The following is an 18,143-nucleotide window of genomic DNA, read 5'->3' on the forward strand; positions in this document are numbered from 1 at the left end:
ACTAGACAGCTAGAGTCCGGTTACGACTACGGAATACAGGCTCAGTGCGGCATCGCCCTGGGCTAGTGTGCGGATGCGAGTAAGGTTTCCGTACTGCTCTGCCAAGGGCTGCTTTTTGCGATGCTCGGCGATGACGATCGCGTCTGCGGCCAGGAGGTGGGCGCCGTCGCCGCCGAGCAGGTTGAGCGTGTTCGAGTATTCGTCGGCTTTATCGTAGGGCGGGTCGAGGAAGATGGCGTTGTAGGTGCGTGTTTCGCGCTTGAGAAATGCCGCGACGCTGCGCTTTTCGACGGAGAAGCCGGTGCGGATGTTGAGGGTGTCGAGGTTTTTTTTCAAGATGGCGAGCGCGGGTGGGCCGGACTCAACGAAAGTTACGTGCGTGGCACCGCGGCTTAGGGCTTCAATCCCTACGGCGCCGGAGCCTGCGTAGAGATCGAGGAAGGCTTTGCTTTGTACGTGATCGGTCGCGCCCTGGGTGAGGATGTTAAACAGGGTTTCGCGGAGGCGGTCGGCTGTGGGGCGCGTGTCCTGTCCGACGGGGGCGGCAAGGGGGCGGGATCGGAGATTTCCGGCTATTACTCGCATACGTTCTGTTTTAACGTTAGCTGATTTTGGTGGGTGGGGGAGTCTATGGGGGTTGAAGGACGGAGATGCACATTCGAAGAACGTTATGGCGCGATCGGAGATTTTGATACCGAACAGTCAGAACTTTCCATATGCTCGATAAGTGAATTGGCGATTTTGCATAAAATGCTTGCTTGAAGTACTGTCAGCGAACATGCTTTCGGTGAGTCGTCGCGTCAGTAGAGCTCATCGGCGGGAATCTTCATTTGCGCCAAGTCGATGGCAAGTGCCAACCCGAGTTCTCTGACAGCCTGTTTGGAGGAGGATTTAGAGTCTGGCGACCATCTAGCCGCAACGTGATACTTGCCTCCGCGCACGGCTTCGATAACCCAATCGGAACCATCGGTTCCCGTTTGGTCTCCCGCCATGTAGCTTGGAAATTGCCAGAATTTCACCTTTTCAACTTTGGTCAGAAACTCATCAACCTGCATGGTAGTGAGTGTCCGCGACGTGTTCTCGATGAGCACATGGTCCTTTTGTTGAAAGCCAGCTCTCCCACTTCCAATTTTCGTTGTAAGGACTCCGGTGTCATCTGCCTGTATATCGAGACGCACCATGACGGGTTGGTTGAATGATCTCAGCCAAAGAAATCTGTACGAGTGCGATGCGGGCTTTTGAGATAGTTCGAGGAAAGAAGCTTCATCTAGAAGTTTCAGCTCCCAGGTGTAGTAATCAGCCTGGAGCTTGTCGTTGCGGATCTTCTGATCAAAAGACCGCTGTGGGAAATATGAATTCTGGGCCATCGAGGGCACAGAGAAAAGTACGAACAGTGCGAGCGCGATGAAATGGCAATTTAAGCGCATGGTTATTTAGACACCGGAGAACCTCCTTTCCGCTGCCTTGAGTCGAGGAGCAGCGCAGGTGCGGCTTTGGTCGTAATTTAATTGAGGAGCGCGTGCTTTAGCAGGAGTTGGTTTGTCTGGCTGTTTATTGGTGGATTGATGCGTGTTTTCGAGGTCGGCGTTTGGTTTGGGTTGGTTTAGGGGATTGTTCTTCTAGTGAAGGGTGGGTGAAGCAGATTCCCTTCGGGAATGACAGACAGAAGGGCAAGCGCTAAGGCGAGGCAACGGCAAGAGCTAAAGACAGAAGCAGATTCCCTTCGGGAATGACAGCTAGAAAAGCAAGGGCAACAGCAAGGGCAAGGGCAACTGCAACGGCTGGGGCTATGGCTATCTGTCCGTGGCTTATTTGGGGTTTATTTGATTTCTATTTAATGATGATTTGGTGCTTTGATTGATTTTTGGGTATGGCTGGCTGGTTTAGATTGCTGTCTTGATTGAGAATCAGGTGGCACCCTCTACAATCGATGTGTATGCGTGGCTGGTCAATCCCGTTAGGCCGGTGGATGGGCGTCGAATTTCGCATCCACACTTTTTTTGTGCTGCTTGCTGTGATCTGCGTTCTGTTTGCTAACGCGGTGAACCTGGGTGCGGCGGCTGGTCTTGGGCTGTGGCTGCTGATTTTTGGGGCGGTGGCGGTGCGGGAGACTGCGCGTCTTGTTGTGGCCGCGTGGCTGGGGCTGCGGTTGCGGACGGTGCTGCTGCTGCCGATTGGCGGGCTGTTTGCTTATGCCACTCCGGAGAGCCAGGAGGCTGCTATCGGGTCGGCGCAGTATCCGCTGGCGATTGCGGGGCCGCTTGCCAACATTCTGACTGCGCTGGTGCTGGCGGCGATTGCTACGGGGACTTCGGGTAGCTTTCCGTTGATGGGGATGCCGTTTGTGACTCCTGCGGCGCTGCTACGGAGCATGATCTGGCTGCAGGCGTTTTTAGGAGTGCTGCATTTTCTGCCGGCGTATCCGCTGGATGCGGGGCGGTTGTTGCGGAGTGGTTTGAGCGGCCTGCATGGCAAGGCTCCGGCGGCGCGGGCGTTGACCGGGCTGGGGCAACTGGTGGCGCTTTGCACGATTTTTGGCGGATTTTTTCTACACGATCCGATCTTGCCTGCTGCGGGATTTTTCATCTTTATCGGGGCGCAGCTTGAGGACCAGGGCGTGTTCTTTCAATCCGTGGTGGATACGGTGCAGATGCGCGAGGTGATGCTGACGGACTTTGCCACGCTGTCGCCTTCAGATACGCTGGCGGATGCGCTCATTCGCTGTGTGCATTCGTTGCAGGAGGACTTTCCTGTGGTGCGCGGATCGCAGTTGGTGGGCATTGTGAATCGGCAACGAATTGTGGAGACGCTGCGTGCCGATGGGAATGGTTATATCCAGGGCGTGATGTCGCGGAGTTTTCAGGTGGCCAAGCCGGAGGATACGCTGGGCGCGATTATTCGCCGTATTACTGCGGGGCGGGGGTTGACGCTGATCCCGGTGGCCGAGGGCGAAAAGATTGTGGGCATGGTGAGTGTGCAGAATTTGATGACTTCCATGTCGCTGCTTGCGGAGCAGCGCAAGATTGAACGAAACGAGATGTGAGCTGGATCTCGGCAGTGTCTCGGTATGAAATCTACTGGCGGCTGAGGCCGCGCCCTTTTTAAAAACGAAAGTCTCTCATCAGCATGGTTGATTTGCCTGTTCCTGAAAACGAGGAGTTTGATGAGGAACTGCCCTCGCATGGGGGGGCGGAGCGACCGCTTGCGCCGGGGCTTTACCTGGTGGGCACTCCGATAGGCAATCTGGAAGACATTACGTTGCGTGCGATTCGCGTATTGAAGTCTGCGGATCGCATTGCCTGTGAGGATACGCGGCAGACGCAAAAGCTGCTGAACCACTTTGGCATTGCGACGCCGACGGTGAGCCTGCATCTGCATAACGAGCGGGAGCGGGCTGGGGAGCTTGTTGCGGAGTTGAAGGCGGGGCGGCGGATTGCGTTGGTTTCGGATGCGGGGATGCCGGGGATCAGCGACCCGGGCGGCTACTTTACGCATGCGGCGATTGAGGCGGGGGTTACGGTATATCCCATTCCGGGGGCGAATGCGGCGGTGAGTGCGCTGGTGGCTTCGGGGCTGTCTACGGCGGCTTTTCAGTTTCTCGGGTTTTTGCCGGAGAAGGCTGGGGCGCGGCGCACGGTGCTGGAGGGATTGGCCAAGGCGGTGAGTTCGGAGTCGCAGAGTACGTTAATTTTTTACGAGGCTCCGCATCGCATTCTGGAGACGCTGGCGGATCTGGAATCCGTGTGGGGGCCGGGCCTGCGGGTGGTGGTGGCGCGCGAGGTCACCAAGTTGCATGAGGAGTTTTTGCGTGGCGGTGTGGCCGAGGTAAAGGCGAATCTTGCGGCTCGGGATCGAGTTCGCGGAGAGATTACTTTGCTGGTGGATGCGGTGCCGCTTACGGAAACGCAGCAGGATGGGAGCCTGAGCCTGCTGAACCGGTTGCAGCAGTTGGAGTCGAGTGAGGGGCTGAGCGAGAAGGACGCGCTGAAGCGGATTGCTCGCGAGATGGGACAGGGAAAGAGCGATCTCTATCGCGAATTGCAGCGGGAGCGGGCGAAGGCCCAGGGGCCGGGCGCGGCGAAGAAGCGCGGTTCTTAAGAGATTCCTGCGGATGTTGTGATTGCTTTGGCTGCGGCGAGTTCGGCAATCAGTTCGGAGAGTTGTTCGTGGCGGCGGGTGCTGAAGTCGAGAAAGCGAATTCCGATGGTGTTCTGATCGAGAACGGTCTGGCTTACGCCGCCGAGCCGCAGCGGAAGGCCATTCAGGAAAAACTCCAGCTCGATGCGGATGAAGATTCCGAGATCGAAGCGGGTATCCAATTGCAGACGGCAGCCGCTGAGGCTTAGATCGAGGATCTGTCCGGGGAGGATGGTTCCGGTCTTGACGAGGATGAGGTTTACGCCGGTTTCGATGGCGTGGCGGGAATGGGAACGGCGATCTTTGGCTGGAGCTGCTTTTGAAGCTGTTCCAGGGTCTGATGAATTAGTGGCCATTCCCGCTTCCCTATTCGTTTCGGGGTTAGTGCCCCTCGGTTAGCTCCCAGGGACGTGCCGGGGCAGGTTGCAGGGCTTCGCGGCCTTTGACCCGGTCGTACTGGTAGACGTCGCTGGTGGTTCCCAGGGCTTCGTTGTAGAGGCTGATGCCGCCTGAAACCTGGGTTAGTTCTTCGGTAAACCGGTGAATTGCTGCGAGTTGCGGCGCGGTTGCGGGCAGCTCGTATTTGCTGGTTTTCAGAAATTTCTGGTAGCCGCGATCGAGCAGACGTGCGATTTCACCGGCGACGAAGGCACCTGGACGCTCGTGGTAGGCGACTACTGTTCCGGCGGTGTCGATGGCCGAACCGCGCAGGGCAGCCGGGCTGTTGTTGGGCACGAGGATTGCGGCGCAGCCATATTTTGCGACGCGGAAGCCGCCGGTTACTCCGGGAGCGGTTGCCACTTCAAAGCCGTGCGCCTTCAGTGCATCCTGAATCTGCCCTACGGTGAGAGTTTTCGCTTTACCTGCCATGTCGAACGATCCAGTCCCCGATAGCCTGTCCGCTGATGGAATTGCGCACTGGTTTCAGGTGTTGAAATAGGTATCGGCAATACTGCCGATATCTTCAACTCTCGCACACCGTGTTCGGCAATCGCAATGTTGGGGGTGGTTGGGGGTTTTTCTTGGGGGTGGGGTGAAGCAGATTCCCTTCGGGAATGACAGCCAGAACTGCAAAGGCAAGGGCAACTGCAACGGCAAGGGCTACGGCCTTTGGGCGGAAGAAATTGTGGATTGGGTTCAATGGTGACGGATCTGGAGAGATAATTCTGCTAAGTGAAGTCAAACGAAGCGGAGAGAATTCATGGAAAAGTTCTCAACCTTCCTTGAACGCTACAAGGCCTCGCAGGCGCTGATTGCGGAACTTATGTTTCTGAAGGGGCGCACCCATATTGTGTGGGTGCACGGCGTCTCTTATTTTGGCGGGCTGCTTTTTCTGGGCATGACGGTGATGGATATCGACCGGCATCGCCACCAGTACACGGGGTGGCGGGAGATTGCGTGGCTGCTGGGCTCGCTGGCCGTGTATTGCGGTATTGGGTATCTCTATGGCATTTGGCGATGGCGACAGCTTAAGCGGCAGGTGGGCGAGCGCTGACTGGTCCGGGCGAGTGGGATGGCCGGTGGATGCCGATCGCGATGCGTGTGAGGTGCGCGGCTGTGAAGGGATTTAGCTAAAGGGTTTGGCTGGCAAAATTTAGCCAAAGGGTTTGGCCAACAGGGTTTAGCTGCCGGGCATTTGGGGCTGTGAGAAAATTGGACTTTGCGAAGACAGGTACAGTTCCGATTGCTGGTGGTGCGGCTGGGGGCCATGGGGGATATTCTCCATGCACTGCCGGCGATTACGGCGCTGCGCATGGCTCATCCTGCGTGGAAGATTGGCTGGGCTGTTGAGCCGAAGTGGCGAGGGCTGCTGGAGGCGGAGGTTGAAGCTGCGCCAATCGCTGCGGGCTATGCCGGTTCTGGTGGAGAGATCGCTGTTGCCTCGACAGGCTTTTCCAAGGGTAGCGTGGTGGAGATTGCGGGGAGCGGTTTGCGGCCCATGCTGGTGGAGCGTCCGCATCCGCTGCTGCCGATTCAGGGGCGCAGGTGGGAGCAGCCGGTTGTCGACAAACTGCATTTCGTTCCTGCCAAGGCGTGGGGACGCAAGCCGCTGAGTGGAGAGACGCTGGCGGGTATTCGAGCGCTGCGGGCGGAGCTAAGGGCTGAGAAGTACGATGCGGTGCTGGATCTGCAGGGGGCGATTCGATCTTCTGTGGTGTCGCGGCTGGCCGGCTGCGGGCGGGTGATTGGTAGTTCAAAGCCGTGGGAGTGGCCGGCGCGGTTTTTGTATAGCGAGCCGGTCGAAACCAGGGGCGAGCATGTGATTGAGCAGGGTGTGGAACTGGCGAGTGCGGTGGCGGGTGATCTGCTGCAGCCGATGCAGCCGTGGCTGCCGGTCAGTGAGGATGCCGAGACCTGGTGCGACACGGTTCTGGACGGTATGCCGGAAGGCAAAGAGATTGTTTTGATTCATCCGGGTGCGGGGTGGGGTGCGAAGCGCTGGCCTGCGGACAGGTATGGCGTGGTGGCTGCGGCGCTGGCGGATCGTGGGGCGATTGTGCTGATTCATGCTGCGCCGGGCGAGGAAGCGCTGGCTGAGGCGGCGGTGAGTGCTTCGGATGACAGTGCTTTTGTGGTGAGGCCGACGTTGGAACAGTTGATTGCGTTGACGCGGCGGATTTCGCTGGCGGTTGGCGGCGATACCGGGCCGGTACACCTGGCGTGTGCGCTGGGCAAGCCGGTCGTGGGCATTTATGGGCCGACGGATCCGGCGCGGAATGGGCCGTATGGGAAGCGGGTGCGGGTGTTGCGAAATCCTGAGAGCAGACGCGATCATCGGCGTGGTTCAGAGCCGGAAGCGGGATTATTGACGATTCAGCCAGCTCTGGTGATTACGGCGGCGCTTGATTTGCTGGGGCCGGAACGGACGGAGCGGGGATGATGGAGACTGGTTCCCTTACCTTTATGGAATCTTTTATGGCCCGATGGCAGAAGATTGCGCGGCGGATTCGTGTGCCGCTGGGATTTGTGGCGGCTGGCGTTTATATCTGGCAGCTTTACCGGCATGGGGTTGAGCTGCGGTGGATTGCGTGGAGCCTGGCGCTGGTGCTGCCGGGGCTGTGGCTGCGCAGCTATGCGTCGGGGTATGTGAAGAAGAACAGCGAGCTGACGATTACGGGGCCGTATGCTCATACGCGGAATCCGCTCTACCTGGGCTCGATGCTGATGGCGGCGGGGTTTGCCGTGGCGCTGATGAGCTGGCCCTTCGCGGCGGTGCTGGTGGTGGGATTCACGTTGATTTATGTGCCGGTGATTGCTTCGGAAGAGGCTTTTCTCAACCGGACGTTTGAGCAGTTCGAGTGGTATTGCGCTCGGGTTCCGCGATTGATTCCGAGGATTACGCCTGCGAGGTCGCCGGTGCCGACTCCGGGTGAGGCGGGGCAATTTTCTTTCGCGCTGTACCGCAAGCATCGCGAGTACAATTCAGCGATAGGGGCTGCTTTGCTGTACCTGAGCCTGTTCCTTGGGATGTATCTGCATTCACGACATTAAAACGAGATGGTGCGGCAGTGTTGTCGATGCAACTCCCTTATGAGCGGGATTCGTCTAAAAGACTGGACACTTAAAGCTGGACAATGCGTCCTGGCAGGACGGTAGAGCCGGGCGGGGTCTGGACACATCCGCGGCGTTGAGCGTTGCATACGTTGGGCGTCGCATTTAGTCGTTGCAATACAGGAGCTGGCCCTGATTCCGAATTTTCGTACTACTTTTCTTTTGCTATTGGCTGGCCTGTCGCTGGCTACGGTTGCCGTTGGGCAGCAGATTCCTCCTTTACCGGTACCCCGCCCGGGGTTTAGTTTTCCGGCCAAGCAGACTTTGACATATACGGTGGACTGGCGGGTGTTTACGGCTGGGACGGCGGTTATTCATTTTGAGTCGGATGGGACGAATGAGCACCTGTCGGCGAATGCGGACACGATTGGGGCGATCAACCTGTTGTTTCATGTGAGCGACAAGTTTCAATCGACGTTTGATCGCGAGAAGGGCTGCACTTCGGAGTTTGACAAGCAGACGGTGGAGGGACGGCGGCAGATTTCGTCGACGCTGAAACTGGACTATCAGCAGGGCAAGTCAGTGATGGATGAGAAGAACCTGGTGAATGGGCAGGCAAAGCATCTGGAGTCCGGGATACCGGGATGTCTGACGGATCTGCTGACCGGGGTGTTTTATGCTTCGTCGCAACCGATGGAGGTGGGCAAGAGCTTCCAGATGCCGGTCGTGGATCCGCTGAAGACGGTGGTGGTGACGATGAAGGTCGAGGCCAGGGAAGAGGTCAAGACTGCTGCCGGGACGTTCAAGACGGTGAAGGTGGAGCCGACGGCTGAGGCGGGTATTGTGAAGAATCGCGGAAATATCTGGATCTGGTATACGGACGACGAGCGGCATTTGCCGGTGCAGATGCGGGCGCGGTTGTTCTGGGGGACGATTACTTTTCGGTTGGCTAGTGTGGAGAATAAATAGTTTTTTTTGGTGTCCCTGGCGGCGAAGGGGATTCTCTTTTCGGGGTTGATAGATAGAGGGGGAAGGGATAACAGCAGATTCCCTTCGGGAATGACAGCCAGAAAAGCAAGGGCAAATGCAAGGGCAAGGGCAACTGCAACGGCAAATGCTAACAGCAGATTCCCTTCGGGAATGACAGCCAGAAAAGCAACAGCAACTGCAACGGCAAGGGCAAGGGCAAAGCAAGGGCAACGGTAACCTAGGGTTTGTTGCTCTGGAGCTGATGTTTTGTTTGGGTTATTGCATGCGGTAGCGTTCGCGCATGGTGCGTTGCAGGCGGGACCAGTAGATGAGGTCGAAGGCTAGTTCTTTGCCGGGGAACATGGCCAGGGCTGCGCGGCGGGCGTTGGCGACCATGGCGGAGGCTTGTTCGACGGGCAGGTTGCGATCCTGTTGGATTACCTGGATGACCATGTTCATCATGAGCTGGAGACGCCGGATGCGGCGGGACTCTTCGGCTTTTTCTTCGGGGGTCTGGAGTGATTCGGGCTTATACGTGGGCTGATTTTCCGTTTGGGCGGCTAGCTGGCTCATGCTTGTGGATGCCTCCGTTTCGATGCAAATGCTGGTGCGGATGCCTGCCTGATTCTGTGGATGGTACACCCGATTCCAAATGGAAATCACGGAATTTTTGCAGGTAGACCAGAGCTGGTTACCTGGTTTGGCACATGGGCTGGGGAGTGATGGAGTCGCTTCCGGGGTTGCCGTCCAATTCAAAGCAGGTGGTGCCGTCGATGTCGGTGCGGTAGGTGCGGATGTGCGCGGACTGGAGTTCGGCGAGGATTTCGGGACGGGGATGGTTGAAGCGATTGTGGCGTCCGCAGGAGATGACGGCCCAGGCTGGGGCTACCTGGGCGAGAAATGCCGGATGGGTGGACGTGATGCTGCCGTGGTGGCCGACTTTGAGGAGGATGCTTTGCAGGCCTGATTCTTGTGCGGCTTGTTCCTGCATGGAGCTTTCTTGCAAGGCTCTTTCCTGCATGGCTCTTTCTTCGGGCTCTTCGGCATCTCCGGCGAGGAGGATGCTGTTGGATCGATAGGTGGCTTTCAGGACGAGCGAGTCGTTGTTGCCGGGTTGGGTTTTGGGCTGGTAGCTGCGTCCGGGGGCCAGAACGCGGAAGCTTGCCTGGCCGAGGGGGATGTTGTCTCCGGCGCGGAAGGAGCGGACTTGTGTGCCTGCGGCAAGGGCTTGCCGCAGCAGGGCGGTGTAGGCGGGGATGGGTGGGTTGCTGCCGACCCAGAGTTCGCGGGGACGGAAGTTGCGCAGGATGGCGGGCAGACCGCCCATGTGGTCCTGGTGGGCGTGGGTGAGGGCTACGGCGTCGAGGCGGCGGATGCCACGGGACCAGAGAGTTGCGGAGACTACGTCTTCTCCAATGTCGAAATTTGCCTGGGCGGTGGTGGGGAGAAAGCCGATGCCTCCGGCGTCGACGAGGAGGGTTTTGCCGTCGGGGGTGATGAGAAGGAGAGAATCGCCCTGGCCTACGTCGATGGCTTGGAAGAGGAGCGCGTTCGCGGGGTGGTCGATGGGGCGTGGGTAGAGCGTGGCGACGGCGGCAAGGAGGATCGCGGCCAGGGCGAGACTGCGCTGGCGTGTGCTGCCGCGGGCGAGTTGCAGGGACAGGACGAAGAGCGCGACGGCCAGGGCGATCTGCAGGGAGGTGGGTTGAGGGATGCGAAGATCGCCGAGAGTGAGTGCTCCCAGTGTGCGGACGATAGCCACGCTTAGATGGAGGATAACCGCGCAGATTACTGCCGGGATGAGGGCTGCGGCGGGCCAGATGGCTACGAGCGTCAGGACCAGCAGAAGCAGCATGGCGGCGGGGACGAGCAGGCCGAGCAGGGGCAGGATGAGCAGGTTGACGGGCAGGGCGTAGAGAGTGATGCGGTGGAAGTAAATGGCCATCGGCAGAGACAGGGCCAGTTCGACGATGCAGGTGATGAAGATGAGTTCGGCGAGCTGGATGGCGATGCGAATGAGCCAGGGAAAAAACCGGCGTGCGATCGGGCGGGAGATGGCTTGTTCGAGACGGCGGGTGAGGATGCGCAGGGTTACGCGGAATTGCGCGATTTGGGGTGGCAGGCTGGGGTCGATAGAGATGAGCGGGAGGTCGTGCGTGGCTTCGCGATAGGGCCGGAGGGTGCGGTCGAGCAGCGGTAGAGCGATGCCTGCGATGGCTGTTACGGAGAGCAGGGTCATTTGCAGGCTGGCGTCGAAGAGGCTGCGTGGGCTGACGGCAAGCAGGCAGAGGGTGGCGAATCCGATGACGTTAAGCGGGCTGCGGGTGCGATAGAAAAGGCGGCCGATGAGGTAGAGGGTGATCATCCAGAAACCGCGCTGGGCGGGCAGCGCGAACCCGGTAAAGAGGGCGTAGGCGAGCGTGAGGCCGATGGTGAGTGCGGTGGTGGGGAGTGGTGGGATTCGGAGGCGACGGGCGAGGGCGAAGACGAAGGCCGAGAGTATGGCCAAGTGCAGGCCGGAGACGACGACGAGATGGAAGGAGCCGGTGCGTTCGAAGCCGATGCGGAGGGTGCGGGTGAGGTAGGTGCGGTCCCCGGCGATGAGGGCGGCGAGCATGGCGGCGTCTTCTGGCGTGACGCGCAGGGTCCGAGGTAGCGCGTGGGTGAGGGCTGGGAGCGATGCGAGGCGGGTGCTGGCGGATTGCTGCAGGCTGTTGAGTTGGCAGGCGATGGAGGTTGCAGATGCGTGGTTGAGGATGGTGAGGCGTGGTTGGTTGCCGTCCTGTTTGCTGGAGTCAAGGGAACTGGTGGCGGCGATGCTTTGGGATTGGAGATAGTCGGTCTGGCTCCATACGCCGGGGTCGTGGTAGGTGTCTGGCGAGAGCATGCGGACGACTGCCTGGAGATGGTCGCCGCAGCTGATGGGGGTTGAGGAGTCGGGATTGGCATGGGGCCAATGGATTGTCAGGCGGAGTTTGGCGGTTTGAGATTTGGGGATTGCGGTGAGGATGTCGGCCTGGTCGGTGACTGTTTCGGCGGAGGTTAGTTCAAGGTCTACCTGCTGGAGTTGATGGGGGGATGAGATTGCGGGTACGTCTTGAGTTTCGGGTTCATTTTGGGCTTCGGGGGCGGTCTGGGCTTCGGGGATGTCTTCGGCTTCTGGTGCGGCGTTGCGTAGCGGACCGGCGGCGGTGACGGTGCCTTCCACTGTGCGCAAGAGGCCGTTGTTGAGGGCGGTGATGGTTGGCGAGGGAGCGGGTTGGCGTTCGGATTCGGCGGACCATGTGCCGAGAGTGATCCAGATGAGGGCGATTGGGAGCCAGCTCAGGCGGGGTGCTTTGAAGATTGCGCAGCCTGCTATGAGGGTGAGCGGAGCTAGTCCGGCGAGGAGAATGCCGGGGCGCAGGTATTGAAAGCGGGCGATGAGGATGCCTGCGATGAAGAGCAACGCGGCATAGAAGAGCGGGATGAGGATGGCGGGGTTGTAGGGCAGAGCGGGATTCCAGCGCGAAGTGGCGTGGCGTTGTTTGGAGGCGGGAGAAAGGGCTGGGGTGGACAGGGGTTTCTCCTTGCTCGGGGCTCGGGCGCGGGCCGGGTGCTTGCCGGGCGTGATTCGGGGCACGCGGGAATGTGGCGCTGCGAGAGCGGCGTTTCTGAAAATTGAGCTGGATAGCTGGGAGCAAGCGTAGCAGATCGGGCAGGGTGAGGAATGCGGATCGGCGGGATTATTTGCGGCGGAGCCGGGCTACCGTTTCGAGGTGAAATGTTTGGGGAAACATGTCTACCAGGGTGAGGCTGTGGAGCGTGTAGCGCTCCTGCGTGAGGGCGCGGAGGTCACGGGCGAGGGTGGATGGGTCGCAGGAGACATAGACCATTTCGGGGGCGTGGATGGCGTTGAGGAGGGTGGTGACTTCTTCGCCGAGGCCTGCGCGGGGTGGGTCGAGGACGATGAGGTCGGGGCGGGGTTCGCGGTTTTCGCGATTGAGGTGGAGGTAGTCGAGCGTGGTGCTGTTGATGGCGTGGCTGGTGGTGTTGGCGAGATTTTGCTGGAGCGCGGGATAGGCGGATGGGGCTATTTCTACGGCGTGTACTTCGGCGAAGGATTGGGTGAGGTGGCGGCTGAAGAGACCTGCTCCGGCGTAGAGATCCCAGGCGGATTTTCCCGCTAGATTGCCGGTTACGAGGGTGGTGAAGTCGTCCAGAATATAGCGGTTGATCTGAAAGAACGATCCGTGAGGTACCTGGTAGTTGAAGCCGGCGGTGGCGTAGGTGAGCGAGGGAGTGCCGATGGCGGCGAGGGTTTTGGGGTTGAGTGCGCCTTCGGATTGCTGTATGCGGATGCTGGTGGTCTCGGGTGGAAGTGCGGACAGGAGAGCGGATAGCCATGAAGTCGGATCGATGGTCGATGTGGCGGCGGTGAAGAGGGTCAGCAGGAGTTCGGATTCATTTTGGTTCGTGAATAGTTCCATCTCCCGTATTGGTACTGCGTTCGCATTTTCAGCTAAAAACTTGCCCGTGATTTTCGCCGCGCGGAGCAATATGGGGGAAGCAACCGAGCATTCGCTGATGGGAACGATGTCGTGGGAGCGTCGGCTGCGATAGCCGAAGCTGCCGTCGGGCAGGATGGCCAGGCGGATGCGGTTGCGATAGGCCCACGGGATGGCGGTGAGGGTGGCGATTTCCTGCGATGTGGAGACTCCGGCGCGGTGGAGGGTTTCGCGGAGGATTTGTTCTTTCAGCGCTAATTGGGTGGGGTAGTTGGCGTGCTGGTAGTGGCATCCGCCGCATGATCCGAAGTATGGGCATGGGGGGGGGATGCGACTGGGCGATGGGGTGAGGACCTCGTCCAGTTCGGCTTTGATGTAGTTGCGCTTCTCTTCGATTGGATGGGCGTTGACGATTTCGCCGGGGAGGGTGAGAGGGATGAAGACTGATTTTCCTGCTTTGCCGTCTTTGCCTGCGAGGTGAGCCAGGCAGTCGCCGCCGTAGATTGGCTTTTCGAGTGCGAGGGGTTGCGTGAAGGGCGGATTCACGCTTGCCTCATGTAGAAGAGGCTGAGGCGTGGGAGGCTGTAGTGCTCCAATAGGCGCTTGTGCACGAACTGCTGCTCGATCTGGCGGAGCTGGACGGCGGACATGCGGGCGCGGTAGGCGGCGAGTTCGCGGGCTGCTTCTGCCTTGAGGCGAATCAGGAGGTCTTCGGGCACGCAGGTGGTGAGTGAGGCAAAGAGCTTTTCTTCGAGGACAGTGAGCTGGCGTTCGAGGTCTTCGAGATTGGGTAGCTGGACGAGGATTTCATCGGCAATGGTTTGAAGGCGGAAAGCGAGTGATTCGCAGGCTTCGGGGGCGATGGTGGCAGCGCTCAGGGCCTGGGCGGCGGTGCGGAGATGGTCGGCGATACGCTGGGATTCGAAGCCGGGGTCGGGTTCCGATTTTGCGGCAGGCGCGATGCCGATGGCGGCTTCTTTTTGCTGCTCAGCGGCTTCCATGATGGCCTGGGCGCACCAGGCGAGGCCGTTGACCTGGCGGACGCGACGGGAGCTGGTGCGCTGGCGGGCGTCGTATTTGTCGAAGGCTTCGTCGATGCCGCGGAGGACGATTTCGAGGGGGATTCCGGCTTCGCGCCAGGTCTCGATGAGCGCCCAGTCGAGGGTGCTGAGCAGCAGTAGCGATCCGCGGCGGCGCTGGAAGTGTTCTTCGATTTCGGTGAAGTAGTTGAAGTAGTTCTGATACCGTGTCATGAAATCGGCTTACTTTTTCCCGTGCTTGCTGGGGCGGGCGGGTTTACCGGACTTGTCGGGTTCGATCTGGTTGCGTTCGAAGACGATGCGGAGACCGTCGAGGGTGAGCATGTCGTCGATCTCGGAGATATAGCGGGAGTCTGCGGCGATGAGCGAGGCGAGTCCTCCGGTGGCGACGATTTTGAGTGTGCTTTTGCTGCTGCGTGTGCGTAGGGCTGATTTTTGGGAGGCTGCCTCGGAGTTTTGCGCCATCTCGGCGATCATGCGTTCGAGGATGCCGTCGACGAGGCCGATGTAGCCGTAGTAAAGGCCGCTCTGGATGTGGGTGACGGTGGTGGTGCCGATGACTTTGGCCGGGCGCTTGATGTCGACGCGGCCAAGGCGTGCGGCACGGGAGAACAGGGCGTCGGCGCTGATGCCGAGTCCGGGGGAGATGATGCCGCCGAGGTATTCGCCTTTGGCGGAGATGACGTCGAAGGTGGTGGCGGTGCCAAAGTCCACGACGATGAGGGGAGAGCCCTCTTTTTGAGCCGTTGCCCCGCCGTATTTTTCGTAGGCGGCTATGGCGTTGACAAGTCGGTCCGCGCCTAGTTCGGCGGGGTTATCTACGAGGACGGGCATGCCGGTCTTGATGCCGGGTTCGACGAAGAGCGGCTTGACGTGGAAGTAGCTTTCGCAGACCCGGAGCAGCGTGCTCTCAACGGGCGGTACGACCGAGGAAATAATGATGTGCTTGACCTGGCTGGTGGCGAGGCCGTGGAGATTGAAGAGGTTGACGAAGAGAACTCCGTACTCGTCGGCAGTCTGGGTACGGTGCGTGGAGACACGCCAGTGGGCTACGAGGCTTTCGGGGCCGTTGCCAGAATCGAGACGGTAGAGGCCTAGGACGGTGTTGGTGTTGCCTACGTCGAGTGCGAGGAGCATACGAGAAGCAGGTTAACAGATTGCTGGCTCGGACATCGCTGGACGTTCGTGCAATTGGGTCGGAGGAGAGCCGGTTGCTATTCGGGATTTGCGCCCCGTTGGGTGCATCGATCAGCGAGATCCCATCGAATCGAATCACCCTGTTTATAAATGGCATCATTGAGGCGGCCAAGTTGTGTGCGAGACTTGGTGTCTCCGATACTAACGATATGACGACTTCTGAGCGATGGATCAAGGCGATTGAAGAGGCATGTGCTGAACCGGACATGTCCTATTCCAACCAATTGATTACGAGGTTGCATTACTTGCTCTCTGAAGCGTTGGCTGACCGCCTCGGCCGCGCAGGAGGGCCGAACTTCCATTCATGGGCTGTTTGGGGCTCGCGGAAGGCAGGTGCGACTATTCGACAGGAGGATTTAGAGAGTGCAATCACTAATGCGACATTGACAGCGGGTGCAGTGGGCAGTGTGGTGGGTGTTTTAACAGCAGTGATTGCTGGCAATAGCGAGATTGTCTACCACGAACATATTCGGCTTGAGCCTTATATTCATGGTGCTATGCCGTTTATCGTACGACGCTGCGTGACCCAGAGAATGATGGCGTACGAAATCGGTGAGCAGTCTCTGGCTGTCGGAGACGACCTTCCAGGTGCCCCGGCGACCGCGGCAAGAAACTGGGCAAATATCGAGGAACGCATGCCTTACGTCTTTGCCTTGTTCCGGAAGTTTCACACTGCCCCGGAGGTTTTCTCGATGCCCTGCCGCGAGATGGAAATCATGGGGCTGGACAAGTCGGTGCACTTTTCAGACTGAAGATCATGGATCATGTCTGGCCGATTTTGTGGCGGAGCTGAGGAACTTCTTTTCGTGGAAATTGGGATTTAGTTTGCTGCTGCGCGGATGCCGCCGGTGGTGATGGTGATCAGGCCTGTTGCAGTGCGGACTTTCAGGAAGCCTTGTGGGTCCAGGCCGGCGGTGATGCCGGTGCAGGGTTGGGGGCCGTGAACTTCTACGCGGCGGTTGTTGACCCAGGTGCTGATGGCCTCTATGCGGCTGGGGATTTGCGACAGGGCTGTGTGGCGGTTTTGGGAGTGGAAGATTTTCAGTTCTGTATCGAGGGATTGGAGGATGGCTATCAGGAGTTGCTGACGGCTGGTGATGCGGCCTGTTTCGAGGTCAAGCGAGGTGGGTTCGGTGGAGAAGGCTTGTCCAGCGAGGCTGAGGGGGAATTGCTGCTGGTGGAGATTGATGCCGATGCCGATGACTACGCCTGTTACTTTGCCTGAATCGGTCTGGGCTTCGACGAGGATGCCGCCGGTTTTGCGGGGGCCGATGAGGAGGTCGTTGGGCCAGCGGAGGTCGGCGGTGAGGCCGGTGGCTTCAGTGATGGCGCTGTGAGCGGCGAGGCCAGCTAAAAGAGGTATCCAGACTAGTTCGGGGGCGGTTATTGCGGGTCGGAGAAGGACGCTTAAGTAGAGGCCCTGGCTCAGGGCAGAGTGCCATTGATGATCGCTGCGGCCGCGGCCCGCGGTTTGTTCATCGGCAATGTAGAAGCTGCCGTGCGGGGCGGCTTGTTTGATCTGAGCTAATGCGTGGGTGTTGGTGGATTCGATGGTGGCGAGGTGATGCATCTTGCCGCTGAAGGGGGTTCCGACGAGGGCGGTGTTGATCGTGTTGGGGTTTAGTTGGTCGGTTGGCATGGTTGGGTTCGGGCGGAGGGAGGTTTCCTTTGGATGGCTGATGGAAGGGCAAGGGCTAACAGCAGATTCCCTTCGGGAATGACAGCCAGAAAGGCAACTGCAAAGGCAAGGGCGACTGCAACAACTGTAAGGGCAACGGCAACTGTGGGTACGGCTGGTTAGCGTTTTTCTGCGGTGATGCGCATGCTGATGTCGGCGGCTTTGGCGGAGTGGGTTAGTGCTCCGACGGAGATGAAGTCTACGCCGGCGAGGGCGTAGGCGCGGATGTTTTCCAGGACGATGCCGCCGGAGGCCTCGGTGGGGATCCAGCTACCGGGTTTGTCGTTGGGCTTGTTGTTAGACTTGTCGCCGGATTTGTCGTTACTGGTGCTGGAGGCTTCGCGTTCTGCTACGAATTGCTTGATTCGTGAGACGGCGTCTTTTACTTCTTCGGGGGTCATGTTGTCGAGGAGCAGGGCTTCGGCGCCGTATTTCAGGGCGTCTTCGAGTTCCCTGGTGGAGCGGACTTCGATCTGGACGCGCATGCCGGGTTTGCGGTCGGCGAGGGCGCGGGTGAGGACTTGCTGGACTCCGCCGCCGAGGGAAATGTGGTTGTTTTTGATGAGGATTCCGTCGGAGAGGTCGAGGCGGTGATTGGTGCCTCCGCCGCAGAGGACGGCGTATTTATCCAATGCCCGTAGACCGGGGACGGTCTTGCGAGTGTCGAGAACGTGGGCCTTGGTACCCTGCAATTCGTCGGCGTATCGGCGCGTCAGGGTGGCGATGCCGCTGAGGTGCTGCATGAGGTTGAGGATGACTCGTTCGCAGCTCAGGAGGGCTCGGGCGTTGTGGCGAATGACGGCGAGGGATTGGCCGTCGCGGACGCGGACCCCGTCGAAGATCTCGGGGTGGCTGACTACTTCATAGCGGGTTTGCGCGGGCTGGCGCGGGTCGAGCTTGGCGAAGATTTCAAAGATGCGCGGGACGCAGCCGAGGCCTGCGACGATCATGTCCTGACGAGCGAGGATGGTGGCGGTGGCGCGCAGGTCGGGGTCGATGGTGAGGTTGGTGGTGGCGTCGCTGGCGGCTTTGTCTTCGATGAGCGCCTGTTCTAGCAGGGCTTCGATGCGGCGATTTTTCCAGTCCATGTTTGGAAACCTCTTCAGTCAGCTTTCAGCTTCTTGCTTTCAGCCCCTAGCTTAT

General features: G+C 59.4%; 18 protein-coding genes. 7 read left to right on the forward strand and 11 right to left on the reverse strand.

The window, feature by feature from the left end; genetic code table 11:
• Window positions 1-9: 9 nt before the first annotated feature.
• Together rsmD and OHL19_RS02040 are read right to left on the reverse strand one after the other, a co-directional pair.
• Window positions 10-585 carry a 16S rRNA (guanine(966)-N(2))-methyltransferase RsmD gene (gene rsmD / locus OHL19_RS02035; RefSeq protein WP_263355916.1) on the reverse strand — a complete coding sequence of 192 codons (576 nt, stop codon included), beginning with the start codon at window positions 583-585 and terminating at the stop codon, window positions 10-12.
• Between the two features lie 215 nt (window positions 586-800).
• On the reverse strand, window positions 801-1,367 hold the full coding sequence (locus OHL19_RS02040) for a hypothetical protein (protein WP_263355917.1): 567 nt from the start codon (window positions 1,365-1,367) through the stop codon (window positions 801-803).
• 569 nt (window positions 1,368-1,936) lie between these two features.
• Between OHL19_RS02040 and OHL19_RS02045 the strand changes: the two genes are divergently transcribed.
• The gene (locus OHL19_RS02045) at window positions 1,937-3,043 is read left to right on the forward strand and encodes a CBS domain-containing protein (protein WP_263355918.1); all 1,107 of its coding nucleotides are present in this window, start codon (window positions 1,937-1,939) and stop codon (window positions 3,041-3,043) included.
• Window positions 3,044-3,126: 83 nt separating this feature from the next.
• Complete coding sequence (gene rsmI, locus OHL19_RS02050) at window positions 3,127-4,098, forward strand: 16S rRNA (cytidine(1402)-2'-O)-methyltransferase (RefSeq protein WP_263355919.1); 972 nt, start codon at window positions 3,127-3,129, stop codon at window positions 4,096-4,098.
• Here rsmI and OHL19_RS02055 read toward each other — a convergent pair.
• Complete coding sequence (locus OHL19_RS02055; protein WP_263355920.1) at window positions 4,095-4,493, reverse strand: PilZ domain-containing protein; 399 nt, start codon at window positions 4,491-4,493, stop codon at window positions 4,095-4,097. The genes rsmI and OHL19_RS02055 overlap by 4 nt on opposite strands.
• A gap of 25 nt (window positions 4,494-4,518) precedes the next feature.
• Window positions 4,519-5,007 (reverse strand): hypothetical protein, encoded by a 489-nt coding sequence (locus OHL19_RS02060; RefSeq protein WP_263355921.1) that lies wholly within the window; start codon window positions 5,005-5,007, stop codon window positions 4,519-4,521.
• Window positions 5,008-5,338: 331 nt separating this feature from the next.
• Between OHL19_RS02060 and OHL19_RS02065 the strand changes: the two genes are divergently transcribed.
• The 4 genes from OHL19_RS02065 to OHL19_RS02080 all read left to right on the forward strand — a co-directional run bounded on the left by OHL19_RS02065 (window position 5,339) and on the right by OHL19_RS02080 (window position 8,598).
• Window positions 5,339-5,632: a hypothetical protein gene (locus OHL19_RS02065; protein WP_263355922.1), complete on the forward strand. Its 294-nt coding sequence runs from the start codon at window positions 5,339-5,341 to the stop codon at window positions 5,630-5,632.
• A gap of 165 nt (window positions 5,633-5,797) precedes the next feature.
• Window positions 5,798-7,018, forward strand: a complete 1,221-nt coding sequence (locus OHL19_RS02070) for a glycosyltransferase family 9 protein (protein ID WP_263355923.1) — start codon at window positions 5,798-5,800, stop codon at window positions 7,016-7,018.
• A gap of 35 nt (window positions 7,019-7,053) precedes the next feature.
• Complete coding sequence (locus tag OHL19_RS02075; protein ID WP_263355924.1) at window positions 7,054-7,629, forward strand: methyltransferase family protein; 576 nt, start codon at window positions 7,054-7,056, stop codon at window positions 7,627-7,629.
• A gap of 324 nt (window positions 7,630-7,953) precedes the next feature.
• Window positions 7,954-8,598: a DUF3108 domain-containing protein gene (locus OHL19_RS02080; protein WP_449701824.1), complete on the forward strand. Its 645-nt coding sequence runs from the start codon at window positions 7,954-7,956 to the stop codon at window positions 8,596-8,598.
• A gap of 276 nt (window positions 8,599-8,874) precedes the next feature.
• Here OHL19_RS02080 and OHL19_RS02085 read toward each other — a convergent pair whose 3' ends face one another.
• From OHL19_RS02085 to OHL19_RS02105, 5 genes are all read right to left on the reverse strand, one after another.
• Window positions 8,875-9,171, reverse strand: coding sequence for a hypothetical protein (locus OHL19_RS02085; RefSeq protein WP_263355925.1), 297 nt, complete (start codon window positions 9,169-9,171; stop codon window positions 8,875-8,877).
• 118 nt (window positions 9,172-9,289) lie between these two features.
• Window positions 9,290-12,220, reverse strand: a complete 2,931-nt coding sequence (locus tag OHL19_RS02090; RefSeq protein ID WP_263355926.1) for a ComEC/Rec2 family competence protein — start codon at window positions 12,218-12,220, stop codon at window positions 9,290-9,292.
• A gap of 103 nt (window positions 12,221-12,323) precedes the next feature.
• Complete coding sequence (gene rlmD / locus OHL19_RS02095; RefSeq protein WP_263355927.1) at window positions 12,324-13,631, reverse strand: 23S rRNA (uracil(1939)-C(5))-methyltransferase RlmD; 1,308 nt, start codon at window positions 13,629-13,631, stop codon at window positions 12,324-12,326.
• A complete protein-coding gene (locus tag OHL19_RS02100) occupies window positions 13,628-14,338 on the reverse strand; it encodes a hypothetical protein (protein WP_263355928.1) in 711 nt (236 codons plus the stop codon). Before OHL19_RS02100 ends, rlmD begins: the two co-directional genes overlap by 4 nt.
• Before the next feature lie 9 nt (window positions 14,339-14,347).
• A complete protein-coding gene (locus OHL19_RS02105) occupies window positions 14,348-15,262 on the reverse strand; it encodes a type III pantothenate kinase (protein ID WP_263355929.1) in 915 nt (304 codons plus the stop codon).
• A 74-nt stretch (window positions 15,263-15,336) separates the two neighbouring features.
• On the opposite strand from OHL19_RS02105, the gene OHL19_RS02110 reads away from it, so the two are divergent.
• Entirely contained in the window at window positions 15,337-16,074 is a 738-nt protein-coding gene (locus OHL19_RS02110; RefSeq protein WP_263355930.1) for a hypothetical protein, read from the forward strand.
• Window positions 16,075-16,142: 68 nt separating this feature from the next.
• Here the strand turns inward: OHL19_RS02110 and OHL19_RS02115 are convergent, their stop codons facing one another.
• Window positions 16,143-16,961, reverse strand: coding sequence for a biotin--[acetyl-CoA-carboxylase] ligase (locus OHL19_RS02115; protein WP_263355931.1), 819 nt, complete (start codon window positions 16,959-16,961; stop codon window positions 16,143-16,145).
• 158 nt (window positions 16,962-17,119) lie between these two features.
• The gene (nadC, locus tag OHL19_RS02120; RefSeq protein WP_263355932.1) at window positions 17,120-18,088 is read right to left on the reverse strand and encodes a carboxylating nicotinate-nucleotide diphosphorylase; all 969 of its coding nucleotides are present in this window, start codon (window positions 18,086-18,088) and stop codon (window positions 17,120-17,122) included.
• Window positions 18,089-18,143: the final 55 nt, after the last annotated feature.

It is taken from the genome of Acidicapsa ligni (assembly GCF_025685655.1).
Taxonomy (GTDB): Bacteria; Acidobacteriota; Terriglobia; order Terriglobales; family Acidobacteriaceae; genus Acidicapsa; species Acidicapsa ligni.